Origin of the sequence: Acidovorax sp. Root217 (genome assembly GCF_001428645.1) — a bacterium.
Classification (GTDB): Bacteria; Pseudomonadota; Gammaproteobacteria; order Burkholderiales; family Burkholderiaceae_C; genus Acidovorax.
Window position 1 is genome coordinate 115,092 of the sequence record NZ_LMIH01000003.1, and the last position, 16,262, is coordinate 131,353.

Consider the following 16,262-nt stretch of genomic DNA (forward strand, 5'->3'; position numbering starts at 1 on the left):
CGCCGGCCCGGGGCCACAGAATTTGCAGCATTGTTCATCCATGCGCGAATCGCCCCCACCGTGTCCTATGCCCTGTCCCTGCTCGACAAGAGCCCTGTTCCTGAAGGCGCCACTGCGGCCCAGGCGCTGCAGCGCACCGTAGCGCTGGCGCAGCGCGCCGAGCAACTGGGCTACCGCCGCTTCTGGGTGGCCGAGCACCATGGCAACCCGGGCCTGGCGGGCTCGGCGCCCGAGGTGCTGGTCGCGCACCTGCTGGCGCGCACCGCGCGCATCCGCGTGGGCTCGGGCGGCGTCATGCTGCAGCACTACAGTCCCTTCAAGGTGGCCGAGGCCTTCAAGCTCTTGGCCGCGCTGGCACCGGGCCGCGTGGACCTGGGCGTGGGCAAGGCGCCGGGCGGCCTGCCGCTGTCCACCCGCGCGCTGCAGGCGGCACGCGACCCCGCACGCAAGGCCGACTTCGCAGCGCAACTGGCCGAGCTCGACGCCTTTGTTTCCAACACCCTCGCGGCCGACCACCCCCTGGCCGGCGCCGTGGCCCTGCCCGAGCCACCGAGCCTGCCCGAGCGCTTTCTGCTCGGCGGCAGCCCCGACAGCGCCGCGCTGGCCGCACGCCACGGCTGGCAGTTCGTCTACGCCGGGCATTTCAATGGCGACCCCGTGAACATCGAGCGCTCGCTGCAGGTCTACCGCGAGGCCGCAGGCCGTGCGCCGCTGCTCGCGCTGTATGCCCTGGTCGCAGACACGCAGGAGGAGGCCGAGCGCCTGGTGGGCGCGCTGCGCGTGTTCAAGCTGCACCTGTCCACCGGCCAGAGCGTGAACCTGCCCAATGAAAAGGCCGCCGCCGAGTTCGCGCGCCAGGCCGGCGTGAGCGACTACCGCCTCGAAGAAACCCGCCCGCACGTGATCGCGGGCTCGCAGGCCTTCGTGCGCCATGCGCTCGATGCACTGGCAGAGCGCTACGGCATCGAGGAGTTCGTGGTCGACACGCCCGTCACCGGCTTTGCCGAGCGCCTCGCCTCGGTCGAGTTGCTCGCCGGGGCCCTGCAGACCGCCGAAGCCTGATCCCCCAGGAAGGAAAAAACCATGAGCAACAAGACACCCATCCGCTTCGGCCTGATGCTGCACGGCGCAGGCGGCCACATGAATTCATGGAAGCACCCCGCCGGCCCGGCCGATGCGAGCGTGAACCTGCAGTTCTACATCGACACCGCGCGCAAGGCCGAGGCCAATGGCATCGCCTTTGCGTTCGTGGCCGATGGCCTGTTCATCAACGAGAAGTCCATCCCGCACTTTTTGAACCGCTTCGAGCCCATCTCCATCCTCTCGGCACTGGCCGTGGCCACGTCGAAGATCGGCCTGGCGGGCACCATCTCCACCTCGTACAGCGACCCGTTCACGGTGGCGCGCCAGTTCGCCTCGCTCGACCTCATCAGCCAGGGCCGCGCGGGCTGGAACGTGGTGACCACGCCGCTCGAAGGCACGGCCAGCAACTACAGCCGCCAACACCCCGACCACGCGCTGCGCTACGAGATCGCCGACGAGTACCTGGAGGTCACCCAAGGCCTGTGGGACAGCTGGGACGAGGACGCCGTGGTGCGCAACCGCGCCACCGGCCAGTTCTTCGACCCCGCCAAGCTGCACACGCTCAACCACAAGGGCCGCTTCTTCCAGGTGGCCGGGCCGCTGAACATCGGCCGCTCGGCCCAGGGCCAGCCGGTGATCTTTCAGGCGGGCTCGTCCGATGCGGGCGTAGGCCTGGCGGGCAAGTACGCCGACGCGGTGTTCACGCATTCGCCCAACCTCGAGGGCACGCGCGCCTTCCTGCGCCAGGTCAAGGCCAGCGCGGTGGCGCAGGGCCGCCAGGGCAGCGACGTGAAGATCTTCCCGGGCATCGGCCCGGTGGTGGGTGCCACGCAGGAGGAGGCCGAGGCCAAGTACCAGGCCATCCGCGAACTGCTCACGGTGCAGGAAGCGCTGGCCTACCTGGGCCGCTACTTCGACCACCACGATTTCAGCCAGTACCCGCTGGACGAGCCCTTCCCGGAACTGGGCGAGATCGGGCGCAACAGCTTTCGCTCCACCACCGACCGCATCAAGGCCGACGCCAGGGAGCGTGGCCTTACGCTGCGCCAGGTGGCACTGGAGGCGGCCACGCCGCGCTCGCAGTTCGTGGGCACAGGCGAGCGGGTGGCCGACGAGATCATCCGCTGGGTGGACGAGGGCGCGGCCGATGGCTTCATCCTCGGCTTCCCGGTGCTGGCCCAGGGGCTCGACGACTTCGTGACCCATGTCATCCCCGTGCTGGAGGCGCGTGGCCGCTACGAGCGCACCTTGCCCGGCGCCACGCTGCGCGACCACCTGGGCCTGCCGCGCAAGGCCAGCCGGTATGCGGCTGTGGATGGGCTGGGCGCCACTGACAGGAAGGCGGCCTGATGGGCGCCGCACTGCCTGCGGTCGGCGCTGAAGATGTGGCGCGCGTGGAGGAGGGCATCGCTGCCTTCATCGGAGAGTTCAAGGCCCTGCGCCAGGACCTGCACCGCCACCCCGAGCTGTCCTTCCAGGAGCACCGCACCGCCGCCATCGTGGCCGAGCGCCTGGCGGCCTGGGGCTACGAGGTGACCCCCGGCATTGCCGGCACGGGCGTGGTGGGGCGGCTGGTGCGTGGCAATGGCGGCAAGTCCCTGGGCATCCGCGCCGACATGGACGCATTGCCCATCACCGAGGCCACGGGCCTGTCCTATGCCAGCGAAAACGCCGGCGTGATGCATGCGTGCGGGCACGACGGGCACACCACCGTGCTGCTGGCTGCGGCGCGCTTCCTGGCCGAGTCGGGCCGCTTCGACGGCACGCTGAACCTGATCTTCCAGCCCGCCGAGGAGAACGGCGGCGGCGCCAACCGCATGATCGCCGAGGGTCTGTTCGAGCGCTTTCCCTGCGATGCGGTGTTCGGCCTGCACAACTGGCCCTGCGTGGGCGCGGGGCACTTCGGCTGCGTCACCGGGCCGGCCATGGCCTCGGTGGACCAGATCACCATCACCGTGCGCGGCAAGGGCGGCCATGGCGCTGCGCCGCACGAGACGGTGGACCCGGTGGTGGCCGCAGCGCACATCATCACGGCACTGCAGACGGTGGTCTCGCGCAACGTCGACCCGCTGGACATGGGCGTGGTCACCGTGGGCTCGATCCACGGCGGTGCCGCCCCGAATGTGATTCCCGAAAGCGTGGAACTCAAGCTCACCGCCCGTGCCTTCAAGCCCGAGGTGCGCGCCGTTCTGCAAGAGCGCATTCCGGCCATCGCGCGGGCCCAGGCCGAGAGCTTCGGCGCCACGGCCGAGGTGCAGTACCGCCCGGGCTACCCCGCGGTGCTGAACCACGATGCCGAGACGGCGCTGGCGCGCAGTGTGGCCGTGGACACCTTCGGCGCTGCGCGCGTGGACGCCGGCTTTCGCCCGCGCACGGCCAGCGAGGACTTCGCCTTCATGCTGCTCCAGCGGCCCGGCAGCTATGTCTTCGTGGGCAATGGCGACGGCGCCTCGCTGCACAGCCCGCACTACGACTTCAACGACGCCATCCTCGCGCCCTCGGCCACTTACTGGGTGCGCCTGGCCGAGCGCTTCCTGGCGCCCGCATGACCCCTTTTCTGTTGCCTTGATGGACGCGACACCATGAGCGAACGATTCGTCTACACCACCCCCCTGGACCCTCTGGCACGCCCGCTGGTGGAGGAACTCAGCCACGAGTACCAGAGCCGCTATGGCGACTTCTACGAGCGCGAGGGCGGCCCGCGCGAGATGGAGAAGTACCCGGCCGAGCTGTTCTCGCCGCCCGAGGGGGGCAACTTCGTGCTGCTGCTGCGCGATGGCGTGGCCATCGGCGGTGGCGCCTTCAAGCGCCACCCGGACCCCGGCACGGCCGAGGTCAAGCGCGTGTGGACGCACTCGGCCCAGCGCCGCCAGGGCCTGGCACGCCGGGTGGTGCAGGAGCTCGAGGCCCAGGCGCTGCGCCAGGGCTACACGCGCATCTACCTGACCACGGGCTTTCGCCAGCCCGAGGCCGTGGCGCTGTACCTGGGCCAGGGCTATGCGGCCTTGTTCGACCCGTCGGCGCCCGAGGGCACTTACCGCTCGCTGCCGTTCGAGAAAACCCTTGTGCCCGCCTCGTCCGCCTTTGCCTCGGCTTTTATCGAACCTCTGGCCCGAGCGGCCTGAGCCGTCCTTCCTCGCTTCACCCCACAAGAACCACATGTCCACCACCACCACGCTTGATGCGTCGCACGCGCTGCCTTCGGGCCCGGCGCCTGCCGTGCAGCACCACCCCGCGCCCCCGGCAGCGGCGCCAACTGCCGTGCCCCCCGTGAAGGGCGATTACTCGCACTACAAAGTGGTGCCTGCGCGCTACCGCGCACGGGCCGTGGGCACGGCGTTTGCCGCCGTGGTCATCGCGCTGGTGCTGTACTCGGTGCTCACCAACCCGCGCTGGGGCTGGGCGATATTCGCCGAATGGTTCTTTGCCGAGCCGGTGCTCGTGGGCCTGGGCCGCACCTTGCTGCTCACGGCGCTGGGCGCGCTGTTCGGCTTCACACTGGGCACGGCGCTGGCGCTGGCCCGGGTGTCGCGCTCGCCGCTGCTGGCGGGGCTGTCGTGGACCTTCGTCTGGATCTTCCGCTCCATCCCGGTGATCGTGCTGCTGCTCATCATCAACAACCTCGGGTACCTCTACGAGACGGTGAGCCTGGGCGTGCCGTTCACGGGTTGGACCTTCTTCTCCTACCCCACCACGCAGCTCATCAGCCCCTTCGTGGCGGCGCTGATCGGGCTCACGCTCAACCAAGCGGCCTTTGCCTCGGAAATCGTGCGCGGGGGCATCCTGTCGGTGGACCAGGGGCAGTTGGAGGCGGCCGCTGCGCTCGGCCTGCCGCGCCGGCGCCAGGCCTTTCGCATCGTGCTGCCGCAGGCCATGCGCTCCATTTTGCCCAGCGGCTTCAACGACATCATCGGGCTGGCCAAGGGCACGTCCAACGTCTACATCCTGGCGCTGCCCGAGCTGTTCTACACCATCCAGATCATCTACCGGCGCAACCTGGAGGTGATCCCGCTGCTGATGGTCGCTACCGTCTGGTACCTGGTGATCCTCACCGTGCTGTCCATCGTGCAGCACTACATCGAGCGGCATTTTGCCAAGGGCGCCCTGCGCAACCCGCCGCCCTCGCTGTTCACGGCCATCGTACGGCGCCTGGGGTTCGCTCCCAAGGCCTTGCCGCAGTCTGCCGAGCCCGCTGCCGCACCGCAGGCCGCGCCCGCCGGCACCGTGCCGCGCTGGAGTGGCGGCCTCACGCGCGGCGGCGAGGTCACCATCCACGGCGTCTCCAAGCACTATGGCGCGCTGCAGGTGCTCAAGGACGTGACGCTCACCGTGCCACCCGGCAGCGTGACGGTGGTGCTGGGCCAGTCGGGCTCGGGCAAGTCCACGCTGCTGCGCACCATCAACCACCTGGAGCGGGTGGACGGCGGCTTCATCGCCATCGATGGCGAGCTGATCGGCTACCGCCAGGATGCTGACACCCTGTACGAACTGGGCGAGAAGGACATCCTAACGCGCCGCGTGGACGTGGGCATGGTGTTCCAGAACTTCAACCTGTTCCCCCACCTCACGGTGCTGGAAAACATCATCGAGGCCCCCATCAGCGTGCGCGGCGTGCTGCGCCCCGAGGCCGAGGCCCTGGCGCAGGAGCTGCTGGCCCGGGTGGGCCTGAGCGACAAGGCGCACAGCTACCCGCGCCAGCTCTCGGGCGGCCAGCAGCAGCGCGTGGCGATCGCGCGGGCGCTGGCCTTGCGCCCCAAGGTGCTGCTGTTCGACGAGCCCACTTCGGCGCTCGACCCGGAGCTGGTGGGCGAGGTGCTCGACGTGATCAAGGAACTGGCGCGTTCGGGCACCACGCTGGTCATTGTCACGCACGAGATCGGTTTCGCCCGCGAGGTGGCCGACACCGTGGTCTTCATGGAGCAGGGGCAGATCCTGGAGACCGGCACGCCGGACCAGGTGTTCAACCGCCCTGCGCACCCACGCACCGCAGAGTTCCTGGCCAAGGTGCTCTAGCAGCCCGCCGCAGTTCTTTCGCTCCCTCGCACGCGCAGCGCCCGGCTGGGCGCCAGCGTGCCCGCATTGTCTTTTCTTCATGGCTTTTTTCAGGAACCATCCGATGAACTTCACCCGCCGCTCCACCTTTCTTGCCCTGGCGCTGGCCGCCGCGACCATGGCCCCGCTGCAGGCCACGGCCCAGGCCGTGGACCTGAGCCCCGAACAGCCGGGGCGCCCGCGCTCGGCCAAGGTCGACGAGGCGCTCAAGCTCGTGGCCAAGGACTTCAAGTTCGCCAAGGAGGGCGTGCTCACCGTGGGCACCACCACCGGACGCCTGCCGTTCGGCGCCTATGCCACCGACAACAAGACCCCCGTGGGCAATGCGCCCGACGTGGCGCAACTGGTCGCCGACAGCCTGGGGCGCAAGCTCGAACTGGTGTCCGTGGCCTGGGCCGACTGGCCGCTGGGCCTGCAGTCGGGCAAGTTCGACGTGGTGATCTCCAACGTCACGGTGACCGAGGAGCGCAAGGAGAAATTCGACTTCTCCACCTACCGCAACGACCAGCTCGGTATCTACGTCAAGGCCGACAGCAAGATCACCGCGATCAAGGAGCCCAAGGACGTGGCGGGCCTGAAGATCATCGTCGGCGCCAGCACCAACCAGGAGCAGATCCTGCTGCGCTGGAACCAGCAGAACGTGGCCGCGGGCCTGAAACCCGTGGAGATCCAGTACTACGACGACGATGTGGTGCTGTACCTGGCCATCCTCTCGGGCCGGGCGGACGCCTACCTCGCGCCCAACGGCATCGCCGCGCACAACGCGCGCGACGGCCGGACCAAGCTGGTGGGCGCCTTCTCGGGCGGCTGGCCACAGAACGCCGAGATCGCCGTGACCTCGCGCAAGGGATCGGGCATTGCCGAGGCGGTGACTGCCGCACTCAACGCGCAGATCCAGAACGGCAACTACTCCAAGTCACTGGAGCGTTGGAACCTGCAGTCCGAGGCCATCCAGGTTGCGCGCACCAACCCGCCCGGCCTGCCCAAGAAGTGAGGCGCGCCATGACCATCCCCTCCCCATCCCTTCGGCGCTGGCTGGCCGCTCTGGCATTGGCTGCATTCGGCGGTGGCGCCTTGGCGCAGACCTTCGATTTCAGCCCCGAGCAGAAGGCGCGGCCGCGCACCGAGCGCAACGCTGCGGCCATCGCCGCCATCCCCAAGGACTACAAGTTCGTGAAGGAAGGCGTGCTCACCGTCGCGATCGCACCGTTCGCGCCGCCCATCTCCACCTACGCCACCGATGCGAAGACCGTGGTGGGTTTCGATCCCGACTACGCGCAGCTCATCGCCGATGCCCTGGGCCTGAAGCTCGAGCTGGTGCCCATCGCCTGGGCCGACTGGCCGCTGGGCCTGTCCTCGGGCAAGTACGACGCGGTAATTTCCAACGTGGGCGTGACCGAGCAGCGCAAGGAGAAGTTCGACTTCTCCACCTACCGCCTGGGCCTGCACGGCTTCTACGTGCGTGCCGACAGCAAGATCGCGTCGATCAAGGAGCCCAAGGACGTGGCCGGCCTCAAGGTCATCACCGGCTCGGGCACCAACCAGGAGCGCATCCTGCTCGAATGGAACAAGAAGAACATCGCAGCGGGCCTCAAGCCCGCGGAGCTGGTCTACTTCGACGACGATGCGGCGCGCCTGCTGGGTGTGGTCTCGGGCCGGGCCGATGCCAACTTCAACCCCAACGCCTCCCAGGCCTACCATGCGGCCAAGGACGGCAAGATCAAGCTCGTCGGCACGGTGAACGCGGGCTGGCCGCTCAAGTCCGACGTGGCCATCACCACGCGCAAGGGCAGCGGCCTGGCCGATGCGCTGACGCTGGCAGGCAACGCGATCATCCAGAGTGGCAAGTACACGCAGACGCTCGCGCGCTGGAGCCTGGCGGAAGAGGCGCTGCCGCGCTCGGAAACCAACCCGCCTGGCCTGCCGAAGTTCTGACCATGGCCATCCGCCACCTTGCCTTTCTGTCGCCGGGCAATTTCCCCGACACCGACCCCTTCGACGGGCTGGAGCACACGCTGCAGCTGTTCGCCTACGGCGAGGCCCTGGGTTTCAACAGCGCCTGGGTGCGCCAGCGCCACCTGGAGCGCGGGGTGTCCTCGGCCGCGACCTTCCTCGCTGCTGCGAGCCAGCGCACACTGCGCATAGCCCTCGGCACGGCCGTGGTGCAGATGGGCTATGAGAACCCGTTTCGCCTGGCCGAGGACCTGGCGACGGTGGACGTGCTCGCGCGCGGGCGCCTGCATGTGGGGCTGAGCGCCGGTGCGCCGCACTTTGGCGCCTTGCTGGGCGAGCGCCTGTTCGACGGCGATGCGGGCAGCATCGACTTCTCGCACGCCCGGGTGGATCGCCTGCACCGCAACCTGCAGGGCGAGCTGCTCGGCGACGAGGACACCTTTGTCGAAAGCCCCGCAGGCCGCCAGCGGCCACGCCTGCAGCCGTACGCGCCGGGTCTGGCGCAGCGCCTGTGGTACGGCGGCGGCTCGCTGCGCTCGGCCCAGTGGGCGGGGGAGCAGGGCTACCACCTGCTCATCGGCAACATCAACCGGGCCGAGCAGACGGACCAGTTCTTCGAGGCGCAGCGTGCGCAACTCGACCTGTTCCATGCCCGCTGGCGTGCACAGCAGCCGCAGGCCAGCGTGCCGCGCGTGGCCCTGGGGCGGGTGATCGTGCCGCTCGACGGGGCCGACGCATCCACCCGCGCACGCTACCTGGCCTGGGCTGCCACACGGCAGGCGCGCACCCTGGCTCCCCAGGGCGAGCGACGCACGCTCTTCGCGCGCGACCTGGTGGGCAGCAGCGACCAGATCCTGCAGTGGCTGCACGACGACCCCATCGTGCCCCTGGTGCAGGAGCTGCGGCTGGAGCTGCCCTACGACTTCGCGCCCGACGAGTACCGCCAGATCCTGGAGGACACGGCGCGGCTGATCGCGCCGGAACTGGGGTGGCGGCCGGGGCTGGACGCATGGGGCGTTGAACGAGCGCCAGCGTACGCCATGGCCTGAAGGGCAGTCGGGCTATCGCGCCGCCGCCACCTCGCGCCCCAGCTCGATCACGGCCATGGCGTAGTAGCTCGACCAGTTGTAGCGCGTGATGGCGTAGAAGTTCTCCGTGCCCGCTACATAGGTCGGTGTGTCGCCGCCGTTCTGCAGTTCCACCAGCGCCAGGGGACCCGTGTGCTGGGCCCCTGCGGCATCGAGCACCACGCCCTTGGCCTGCATGCTGGCGGCGCTGAAGGTGGGCAGGATGTCCGGGGCCAGCAGGGTGTCGAGCTGCAACCGCGCCGTGTCGAACTGCACCGCATAGTGCGTGGGCATGCCCGTGGTCCAGTTGTGGCCCTTGAAGTAGTTGGCCACAGAGCCTATGGCGTCGACAGGGCTCCTGAACAGGTCGACCCGGCCATCACCATCGAAGTCCACCGCATAGCGCACCCAGCTGGAGGGCATGAACTGCCCCAGCCCCATGGCGCCCGCGTAGCTGCCGCGCGGCTCGAAGGGGTCGATGTTGCTGCGGTTGGTGAGGCTCAGAAACTGCTCCAGCTCGCGCTGGAAGAACTCGCGGCGCTCCTTGGCACGCGGGTGGGCGTTGGGAAAGTCGAAGGCCAGCGTGGCCAGCGCATCCATCACGCGGAAGTTGCCCATCTGCTGGCCGTAGATGGTCTCCACGCCGATGATGCCGACGATGATCTCCACCGGCACGCCGTATTCGGCCTCGGCGCGTTCCAGCGCCTCCCGGTGCTCCTGCCAGAAACGCACGCCCGCGCGGATGCGCACCGGGTCGATGAAGCGGCTGCGGTACACGCGCCAGTTCTTGGGCGTGCCCACGGGGGGCGGCAGCATGAGGCGCGGCACCTGGGACAGCATGCGCGCTTGGCCGATGGCCTGGCGCACCCATTCGCGGTCCAGGCCGCGCCGGGTGGCCAGGTCGTCGGCAAAGGCCATGGCATCGGGACGGTTGGCGTAGGGTACGCCGCCCTGCACGGTGGAGTTCGCGGCGGCTTTTTTGGAGGCAGCCTGCTTGGGGGGCTTGGAGGGGCTGGCGAGGGCGGGCAGGGCACAGGCCACCGCCACACAGGCGATGGCAACGGATTTCAGGAGGCGCATGTCGTTCGGGTCATCGGCCCCGTGCGGACGGGGGCCAGGGCAGGGTGTTGAATTCGCGGCGCAGGGCGCCGAACTGCTGGGCAGGTAGAGGGGCATAGCGTACCTGCTCCAGCCGCAGCAGCCAGGCGGCCAGGCCGCTGGCGCTGTCACCGAAGTGGGCAGTCACCTGCCGGGCCATGGAGCGGGGCGGCAAGGTGTCGGGCAGCACCAGGCCCGCCTTGGCCAGGCGCTGGCGTACGCGTGCCAGCAGGCGCAGCCAGGGGTCGTGCTGGCTGCGTTCCCACAGGGTCCACAGCCCGCCGCCGCTGGCGGCGATCACGATGAGGGCGCCGAGCACGGTGGTCAGGTCCTGCCAGCTCGGGGATTCGAAGCCCAGGGCCTTGAGCAGGTCGAACTGGCTGCTCTGGCTGTAGTTGAGCACCCACTGGCTCCAGCTGTTGTTCACGGCCTCCCACACGGCGCGCAAGGATTGCACCATTCCGGGGCTGATGGTTCCCATGGCGCTGGCAAATGCGCCCTCGGGCGCCCTGAGGCGCTGGAACTGGCCCACCCGGCCGGGCGACACTGCGCCCGTGGGGTCCACGCGCACCCAGCCACGGTTTTCCATCCAGACTTCGGCCCAGGCGTGGGCGTCGGCGTTGCGCACGGTCCAGTAGCCGTCCACCGGGTTGCGCTCGCCCCCCTGGTAGCCGGTGACGATGCGCGCGGGTACGTCCATCGCGCGCATCAGGATCACGAAGGCCGAGGAAATGTGCTCGCAAAAGCCTTCCTTGCGGTCAAACCAGAACTCGTCGGCCGTGTGCTCGCCGAAGACGCCGGGCTCCAGCGAGTAGTTGTAGCCGCCCGTGCGCAGGCGCTGCAGCACGGCGTTGACCAGGGCGTCGGTGCTGGCATTGGCCAGCGCCGGGTCAGCGCGCATCTGTGCGGCAAGCTCCAGGGTGCGCGGGTTGAAGCCGGGCGGCAGCTCGGTGTACACACGCAGCTGGCGTACGGACTCCTGAGGGCCGTGGCGGAATTCGGGGTAGCTCACGGCCTGGTAGCGCAGCACGTCGGTGATGGGGCGCGTGGTCATCCATTGCAGGTCCTGCGTCATGTAGGCCTGCATGTTGGGCACCTGGGGTGCCTCGGGCGTGGCTTCCAGCACCATCAGCCAGGGCTGGCGCTGGGGTTCCAGCGTCACTTCGTAGCGCACGGCAGGGCCGCTGGTCTGCAGATTGGCCCGTACCGCCACACGGGCGGCCCACTCGCTGTCTTCCCGGAACGGCTCGGCCACCCATTGCCTGCCGTCGAAGGCGGACATGACGGGGCCGCGGAAATACAGCATGGACTGCTGCGGAACATCGGTGGGCGCACCTTCGAAGCGCAGGCGGATCGCCACCCGTTCATCGAGCGCAATCTCGGCCATGTCTCCGATCTTCATGGTGCCCGACAGGCCGCTGCGCCCGGTGAGGTTGTCGCTGGGCATGCCCCACAGCGGCGACATGCGCGGAAACAGCATGAACAGCGCCACCATGATGGGCGCGCCCAGCAGGGCCATGGTGCCCGCCATGCGGAAGGTCTGCGCCAGCGGCGGGCGCCCCACCGGCATGTGGGCGTTGACCAGGGCCGTGAGCAGGCCCAGCAAGGCCACGAGCATGGCGGCAGCCGTGAGCAGCGATTGCGAGAAGAAGAAGTTGCTGAGCATCGTGAAGAAGCCCAGGAAAAAGATCACCATGGCGTCGCGCCGTGCGCGCAGCTCCAGGGTCTTGAAGGCCAGCATCATCACCATGAGCGTGACACCCGCGTCGCGCCCGAGGATGGTGCGGTGCGTGAACAGGGTGCCCGCCACGGCCACGATGACCAGCACCGTGAGCAGCCAGCGCCCGGGCAGCGGCCGGCCCTTCCACGCCATCCAGCCGCGCCACAGCAGCATGCCGAAGGCCATGGCACTGGCCCAGGCGGGCAGGTTGGCCACCTGGGGCGCGATCACCCAGGCCGTGGCGAACAGCAGGAACAAGGTGTCCCGCGTGTCGCGTGGCAGGGTGGCGAGGGTCTGGCGCAGGCTCATGGAGCGTCGGGCTTCCGGGGAAAAAGGGGCAAAGGGCAATGCGTTTGGATGGCTTGTCACCGGCAGAAGTTCAGCACAGCGCCAGCGCTTCCAGGCAGCGGCGGCGGTGGGCGGTGCCGGTGTCGGGTTCGATCTCCACGCCGGGCAGGCGCAGTCCATAGTCCAGGCCCAGGCGGTCGGCCTGCAGCACCCAGGCCGCCAGGCGCGAGATGCGGGCCTCGGGGTCGGGCAGGGCGGCCAGGGCCGGGTCGAGCCACAGCTCGTGGCGCTGGGCCTGCTGCGAATCGCGGCTCACCAGGTCGTCGGTGCCGGTGCCCAGCGTCTTGGCCGCCTTCTTCCAGACCACCAGCTTGAGCGGGTCGCCACGCCGGTAGGCACGCACGCCATCGAACTCGCCAATGCCCTGCGAGGGCGCGCTGCCCGTTCCCGCGCCGCGCGGCTCGCCGGGTGGCAGCGGCGGGGGGGGCAGCTCGGGCGCCGGGTACACCAGCACCTGGGCGGCCGGGCGCCAGTAGGTCCATACGCGGAAGGTGCCCAGCGGAAAACGCGTTTCCGCCGTGAGCGTGGGCACGCGGTGCAGGCCCCGGCGCGGTGGGGCAAAGGCCACGTGCACGGTGGAGCTTCCTTGTGCGGGCACATCGGTCCAGGCCCAGTGGTGCGCTTCGCCACCGCCGCCATGCACGGCCAGGCCGATGCCGTAGCGCGTCGTCTTGCGTTCGCTGGACACCTGGACCTCGATGGTGGCGCTGGTCCCCATGAAGTGCGGCTCGGGCGCCTTGAGGTGCAGCGTGATGCCGCGCAGCGTGGCGTGGCAGATGTGCATGCCGACCACCGCGCTGCCTGCCAGCAGAAAGGTCAGCAGATAGCCCAGGTTGAGCTGGTAGTTGATGGAGGCCACCAGCAGGATCAGCAGCGTCAACGCCAGCATCCAGCCCGCGCCCGTGGGCAGGATGTAGACATTGCGCTGGGTCAGCGTGAGCGTGTCGCTCAGCGGCCGGCGCACCATCCACCAGTTTTCGAAGCGTTTGCGCACGGGCGTGAGCGGGTTGAGCGCTGCCAGGGCGGCGCGCAGCCGGCCGGGCGATGGCGTGGGCGATGTGGCGGTTGCCATGTCCCTCGGGCTCAAGGCAGGGGCACGGACTCGGCCATGGCGCGCACCTGCTCGACTGCCCCCCGGCCCGCATCGCCCACCGGCACCAGGCGGTGGGCAATGGTCTGGGGCAGCACGGCCTGCACGTCGTCGGGCGCCACATAGTCGCGCCCGCTGATCAGCGCCTGCGCCTTGGCAGCGCGCACCAGGGCAATGCCGGCGCGCGGCGACAGCCCCTGCAGGAACCAGCGGCCCGAGCGCGTGGCCGCGATCAGGTCCTGCACGTAGTTGAGCAGCGGATCGGCCGTGTGCACCGCCAGCACCTGGCGCTGCAGCTCGGCCAGTTCTTCATCTGACAGCTGGGGCAGCATGGAGTCCACCATGTCGCGCCGGTCTGCACCGGCCAGCAGCACGCGCTCGGCCGCCCGGTCGGGGTAGCCGATGGAGATGCGCATCAGAAAGCGGTCCAGCTGCGACTCGGGCAGCGCAAAGGTGCCGAGCTGGTCGTGCGGGTTCTGCGTGGCGATCACGAAGAAGGGGTGGGGCAGGGCGCGCGTCTCGCCTTCCACCGACACCTGCTTTTCTTCCATGGCCTCGAGCAACGCGCTCTGCGTCTTGGGGCTGGCGCGGTTGATTTCATCGGCCAGCAGCACCTGGGCGAACACCGGCCCGGGGTGGAACACGAAGGCTTCCTTGCCGCGCTCGTACACCGAGACGCCCGTGAGGTCGCTGGGCATCAGGTCGGCCGTGAACTGCACGCGCGAGAACTGCAGCCCGAAGGTGCGCGACAGGGCGTGGGCCAGGGTGGTCTTGCCCACGCCCGGAACATCCTCGATCAGCAGGTGGCCGCCGGCCAGCAGGCAGGCCACGCAGTCCTGTACCTGGGCCTGTTTGCCCACGATCACCGTGTTAAGCTGGTCCAGAAGCGATTTGATTTTGTGCTGGGCATTCATGGTCATAGCGCGACGTTATCCGAAAAATCTTGTCGCGACGTTATCCGAAAAAGACGAGACACGGGGATTGACTGTGAGCAAGACGGGCTATTTCACCCACCGCGACTGCTGGAAGCACGAAATGGGCCCCGGGCACCCCGAGTGCCCCGAGCGGCTCGATGCCATCGAAGACCGGCTGCTGATCACCGGCGTGGGCGATGCGCTGGACCGCCGCGAGGCGCCCGAGGCCTCCCTGGCCGACATCGAGCTGGCCCACGACCGCCTGCACGTGGCCGCCATGCGCGGCCTGTCCGACCGACTCAACGAGGAGATCCTGGCCGGCGGCCCGAGCTACTCGCAGCTCGATCCTGATACCTCCATCAACGCCCACACCTGGAACGCCTCGCTGCGCGCCGCCGGGGCCGCCCTGGCCGCCACCGATGCGGTGATGGCGGGCGAGATGGAGAACGCCTTCTGCGCCGTGCGCCCGCCAGGCCACCATGCCACGCGCAGCAAGGCCATGGGGTTCTGCTTCTTCAACAACGTGGCCGTGGCCGCCAAGTACGCACTGCAGCGCCACAACCTGCAGCGCGTGGCGGTGGTCGATTTCGACGTGCACCACGGCAACGGCACCGAGGACATCCTCGCCCATGACCCGCGCGCGCTGATGGTCAGCATTTTTCAGCACCCCTTCTACCCCTATAGCGGCGACCACGATCCCGCGCCCAACATGGTCAACGTGCCGGTGCCAGCCTACACGCGCGGCATGGACATCCGCGAGACCATCGAGATGATGTGGATCCCCCGGCTGGAGGCCTTCAAGCCCGAGATGATCTTCGTGAGCGCGGGCTTCGACGGCCACCGCGAGGACGACATGGGGCAACTGGGCCTGACCGAATCGGATTACGCCTGGATCACCCAGCGGGTGAAGGACATCGCGCAGCGCTATTCCAAGGGGCGCATCGTGTCCTGCCTGGAGGGTGGGTATGTGATGGGGCCCCTGGCACGCAGTGTGGAAGCCCATCTGCGCGTGCTGGCCGACCTGTGATTTTGGGATTGAAACGAACAACCATGACGGAACCTCAACAGCCTCTGCGCGTGGAACGGGACGCTCGCGGCGTGGTGACCCTCACGCTCAACGACCCTGCGCGCTTCAATGCCCTGGGCTCGGAAATGCTAACTGACCTGCAGCAGGCGCTCGATGCCGTGGCGCGCGACGACACTGCGCGCGTCGTGGTGCTGGCGGCCGAGGGCAAGGCCTTCTGCGCCGGCCACAACCTCAAGGACATGGCGGCCCACCCGGACCTGGCCTGGTACCAGCAGCTGTTTGCGCAGTGCAGCCGCATGATGCTGGCCATCCACAAGCTGCCTGTGCCGGTGATCGCGCGGGTGCAGGGCATGGCCACTGCGGCGGGGTGCCAACTGGTCGCGCAGTGCGATTTGGCGGTGGCGGCTGACAGCGCGACGTTTGCGACCAGCGGGATCAATTACGGCCTGTTCTGCGCTACGCCCAGTGTGCCGCTGGTGCGCAATGTGCCTGCCAAGCGGGCGATGGAGATGCTGCTGACTGGGGATTTCATTGATGCTGCCACCGCCTTGGAGCAGGGGCTGGTGAATCGGGTTGTGTCTGTGGATGGGCTCGATGCTGAGGTGGAGAAGTTCGTGGCGTCAATCCTGCAAAAGCCGCGTGTTGCTGTGGCCATGGGCAAGGCGCTGGTGTACCAGCAGCGGGAACTGGGAGTGGATGCGGCTTACCAGTTGGCTGGGCAGGTGATGGCGGTGAACATGGTGGATGGGGCTGCTCAAGAAGGGGCTCGGGCGTTTGTTGAGAAGCGTGCTCCGTCTTGGAGATGATTTTTTAGCGATATGGGTGGTGGTTGCTTCTTTTCTTTTGCTGAGGGCGGAGGCCGGGATGTGCGCCCGGCGGCGCACCCACCTTCTTTTGCGTCGCCAAAAGA

The 16,262-nt window shown here is 68.7% G+C and carries 14 protein-coding genes; 10 read left to right on the forward strand and 4 right to left on the reverse strand.

Annotated features, from left to right (window positions below; translation table 11 throughout):
* Positions 1–60: 60 nt before the first annotated feature.
* The 8 genes from ASE31_RS01180 to ASE31_RS01220 all read left to right on the forward strand — a co-directional run bounded on the left by ASE31_RS01180 (position 61) and on the right by ASE31_RS01220 (position 9,137).
* Positions 61–1,062: an LLM class flavin-dependent oxidoreductase gene (locus ASE31_RS01180; RefSeq protein WP_057199761.1), complete on the forward strand. Its 1,002-nt coding sequence runs from the start codon at positions 61–63 to the stop codon at positions 1,060–1,062.
* Positions 1,063–1,083: 21 nt separating this feature from the next.
* Positions 1,084–2,433 carry an LLM class flavin-dependent oxidoreductase gene (locus ASE31_RS01185; protein ID WP_057199710.1) on the forward strand — a complete coding sequence of 450 codons (1,350 nt, stop codon included), beginning with the start codon at positions 1,084–1,086 and terminating at the stop codon, positions 2,431–2,433.
* A complete protein-coding gene (locus ASE31_RS01190; RefSeq protein ID WP_057199711.1) occupies positions 2,433–3,632 on the forward strand; it encodes a M20 aminoacylase family protein in 1,200 nt (399 codons plus the stop codon). Before ASE31_RS01185 ends, ASE31_RS01190 begins: the two co-directional genes overlap by 1 nt.
* A 33-nt stretch (positions 3,633–3,665) precedes the next feature.
* A complete protein-coding gene (locus ASE31_RS01195; protein WP_057199712.1) occupies positions 3,666–4,208 on the forward strand; it encodes a GNAT family N-acetyltransferase in 543 nt (180 codons plus the stop codon).
* Between the two features lie 34 nt (positions 4,209–4,242).
* Entirely contained in the window at positions 4,243–6,096 is a 1,854-nt protein-coding gene (locus ASE31_RS32990) for an amino acid ABC transporter permease/ATP-binding protein (RefSeq protein WP_082603974.1), read from the forward strand.
* Between the two features lie 103 nt (positions 6,097–6,199).
* Positions 6,200–7,129, forward strand: a complete 930-nt coding sequence (locus tag ASE31_RS01210) for an ABC transporter substrate-binding protein (protein WP_057199713.1) — start codon at positions 6,200–6,202, stop codon at positions 7,127–7,129.
* Positions 7,130–7,137: 8 nt separating this feature from the next.
* The gene (locus ASE31_RS01215) at positions 7,138–8,070 is read left to right on the forward strand and encodes an ABC transporter substrate-binding protein (protein ID WP_057199714.1); all 933 of its coding nucleotides are present in this window, start codon (positions 7,138–7,140) and stop codon (positions 8,068–8,070) included.
* A gap of 2 nt (positions 8,071–8,072) precedes the next feature.
* Positions 8,073–9,137, forward strand: a complete 1,065-nt coding sequence (locus ASE31_RS01220; protein ID WP_057199715.1) for an LLM class flavin-dependent oxidoreductase — start codon at positions 8,073–8,075, stop codon at positions 9,135–9,137.
* Positions 9,138–9,149: 12 nt separating this feature from the next.
* Here the strand turns inward: ASE31_RS01220 and mltB are convergent, their stop codons facing one another.
* From mltB to ASE31_RS01240, 4 genes are all read right to left on the reverse strand, one after another.
* Positions 9,150–10,235, reverse strand: a complete 1,086-nt coding sequence (gene mltB, locus ASE31_RS01225) for a lytic murein transglycosylase B (protein WP_057199716.1) — start codon at positions 10,233–10,235, stop codon at positions 9,150–9,152.
* Between the two features lie 10 nt (positions 10,236–10,245).
* Positions 10,246–12,282 carry a DUF3488 and transglutaminase-like domain-containing protein gene (locus ASE31_RS01230; RefSeq protein ID WP_057199717.1) on the reverse strand — a complete coding sequence of 679 codons (2,037 nt, stop codon included), beginning with the start codon at positions 12,280–12,282 and terminating at the stop codon, positions 10,246–10,248.
* Positions 12,283–12,352: 70 nt separating this feature from the next.
* A complete protein-coding gene (locus ASE31_RS01235; RefSeq protein WP_057199718.1) occupies positions 12,353–13,393 on the reverse strand; it encodes a DUF58 domain-containing protein in 1,041 nt (346 codons plus the stop codon).
* A gap of 11 nt (positions 13,394–13,404) precedes the next feature.
* Complete coding sequence (locus ASE31_RS01240; protein ID WP_057199763.1) at positions 13,405–14,325, reverse strand: MoxR family ATPase; 921 nt, start codon at positions 14,323–14,325, stop codon at positions 13,405–13,407.
* Positions 14,326–14,398: 73 nt separating this feature from the next.
* Here ASE31_RS01240 and ASE31_RS01245 point away from each other — a divergent pair, with 73 nt between their 5' ends.
* Both ASE31_RS01245 and ASE31_RS01250 read left to right on the forward strand, forming a co-directional pair.
* Positions 14,399–15,352 (forward strand): histone deacetylase family protein, encoded by a 954-nt coding sequence (locus tag ASE31_RS01245; protein ID WP_200961057.1) that lies wholly within the window; start codon positions 14,399–14,401, stop codon positions 15,350–15,352.
* 23 nt (positions 15,353–15,375) lie between these two features.
* Positions 15,376–16,158, forward strand: a complete 783-nt coding sequence (locus ASE31_RS01250) for an enoyl-CoA hydratase (RefSeq protein ID WP_057199719.1) — start codon at positions 15,376–15,378, stop codon at positions 16,156–16,158.
* Positions 16,159–16,262 lie beyond the last annotated feature (104 nt).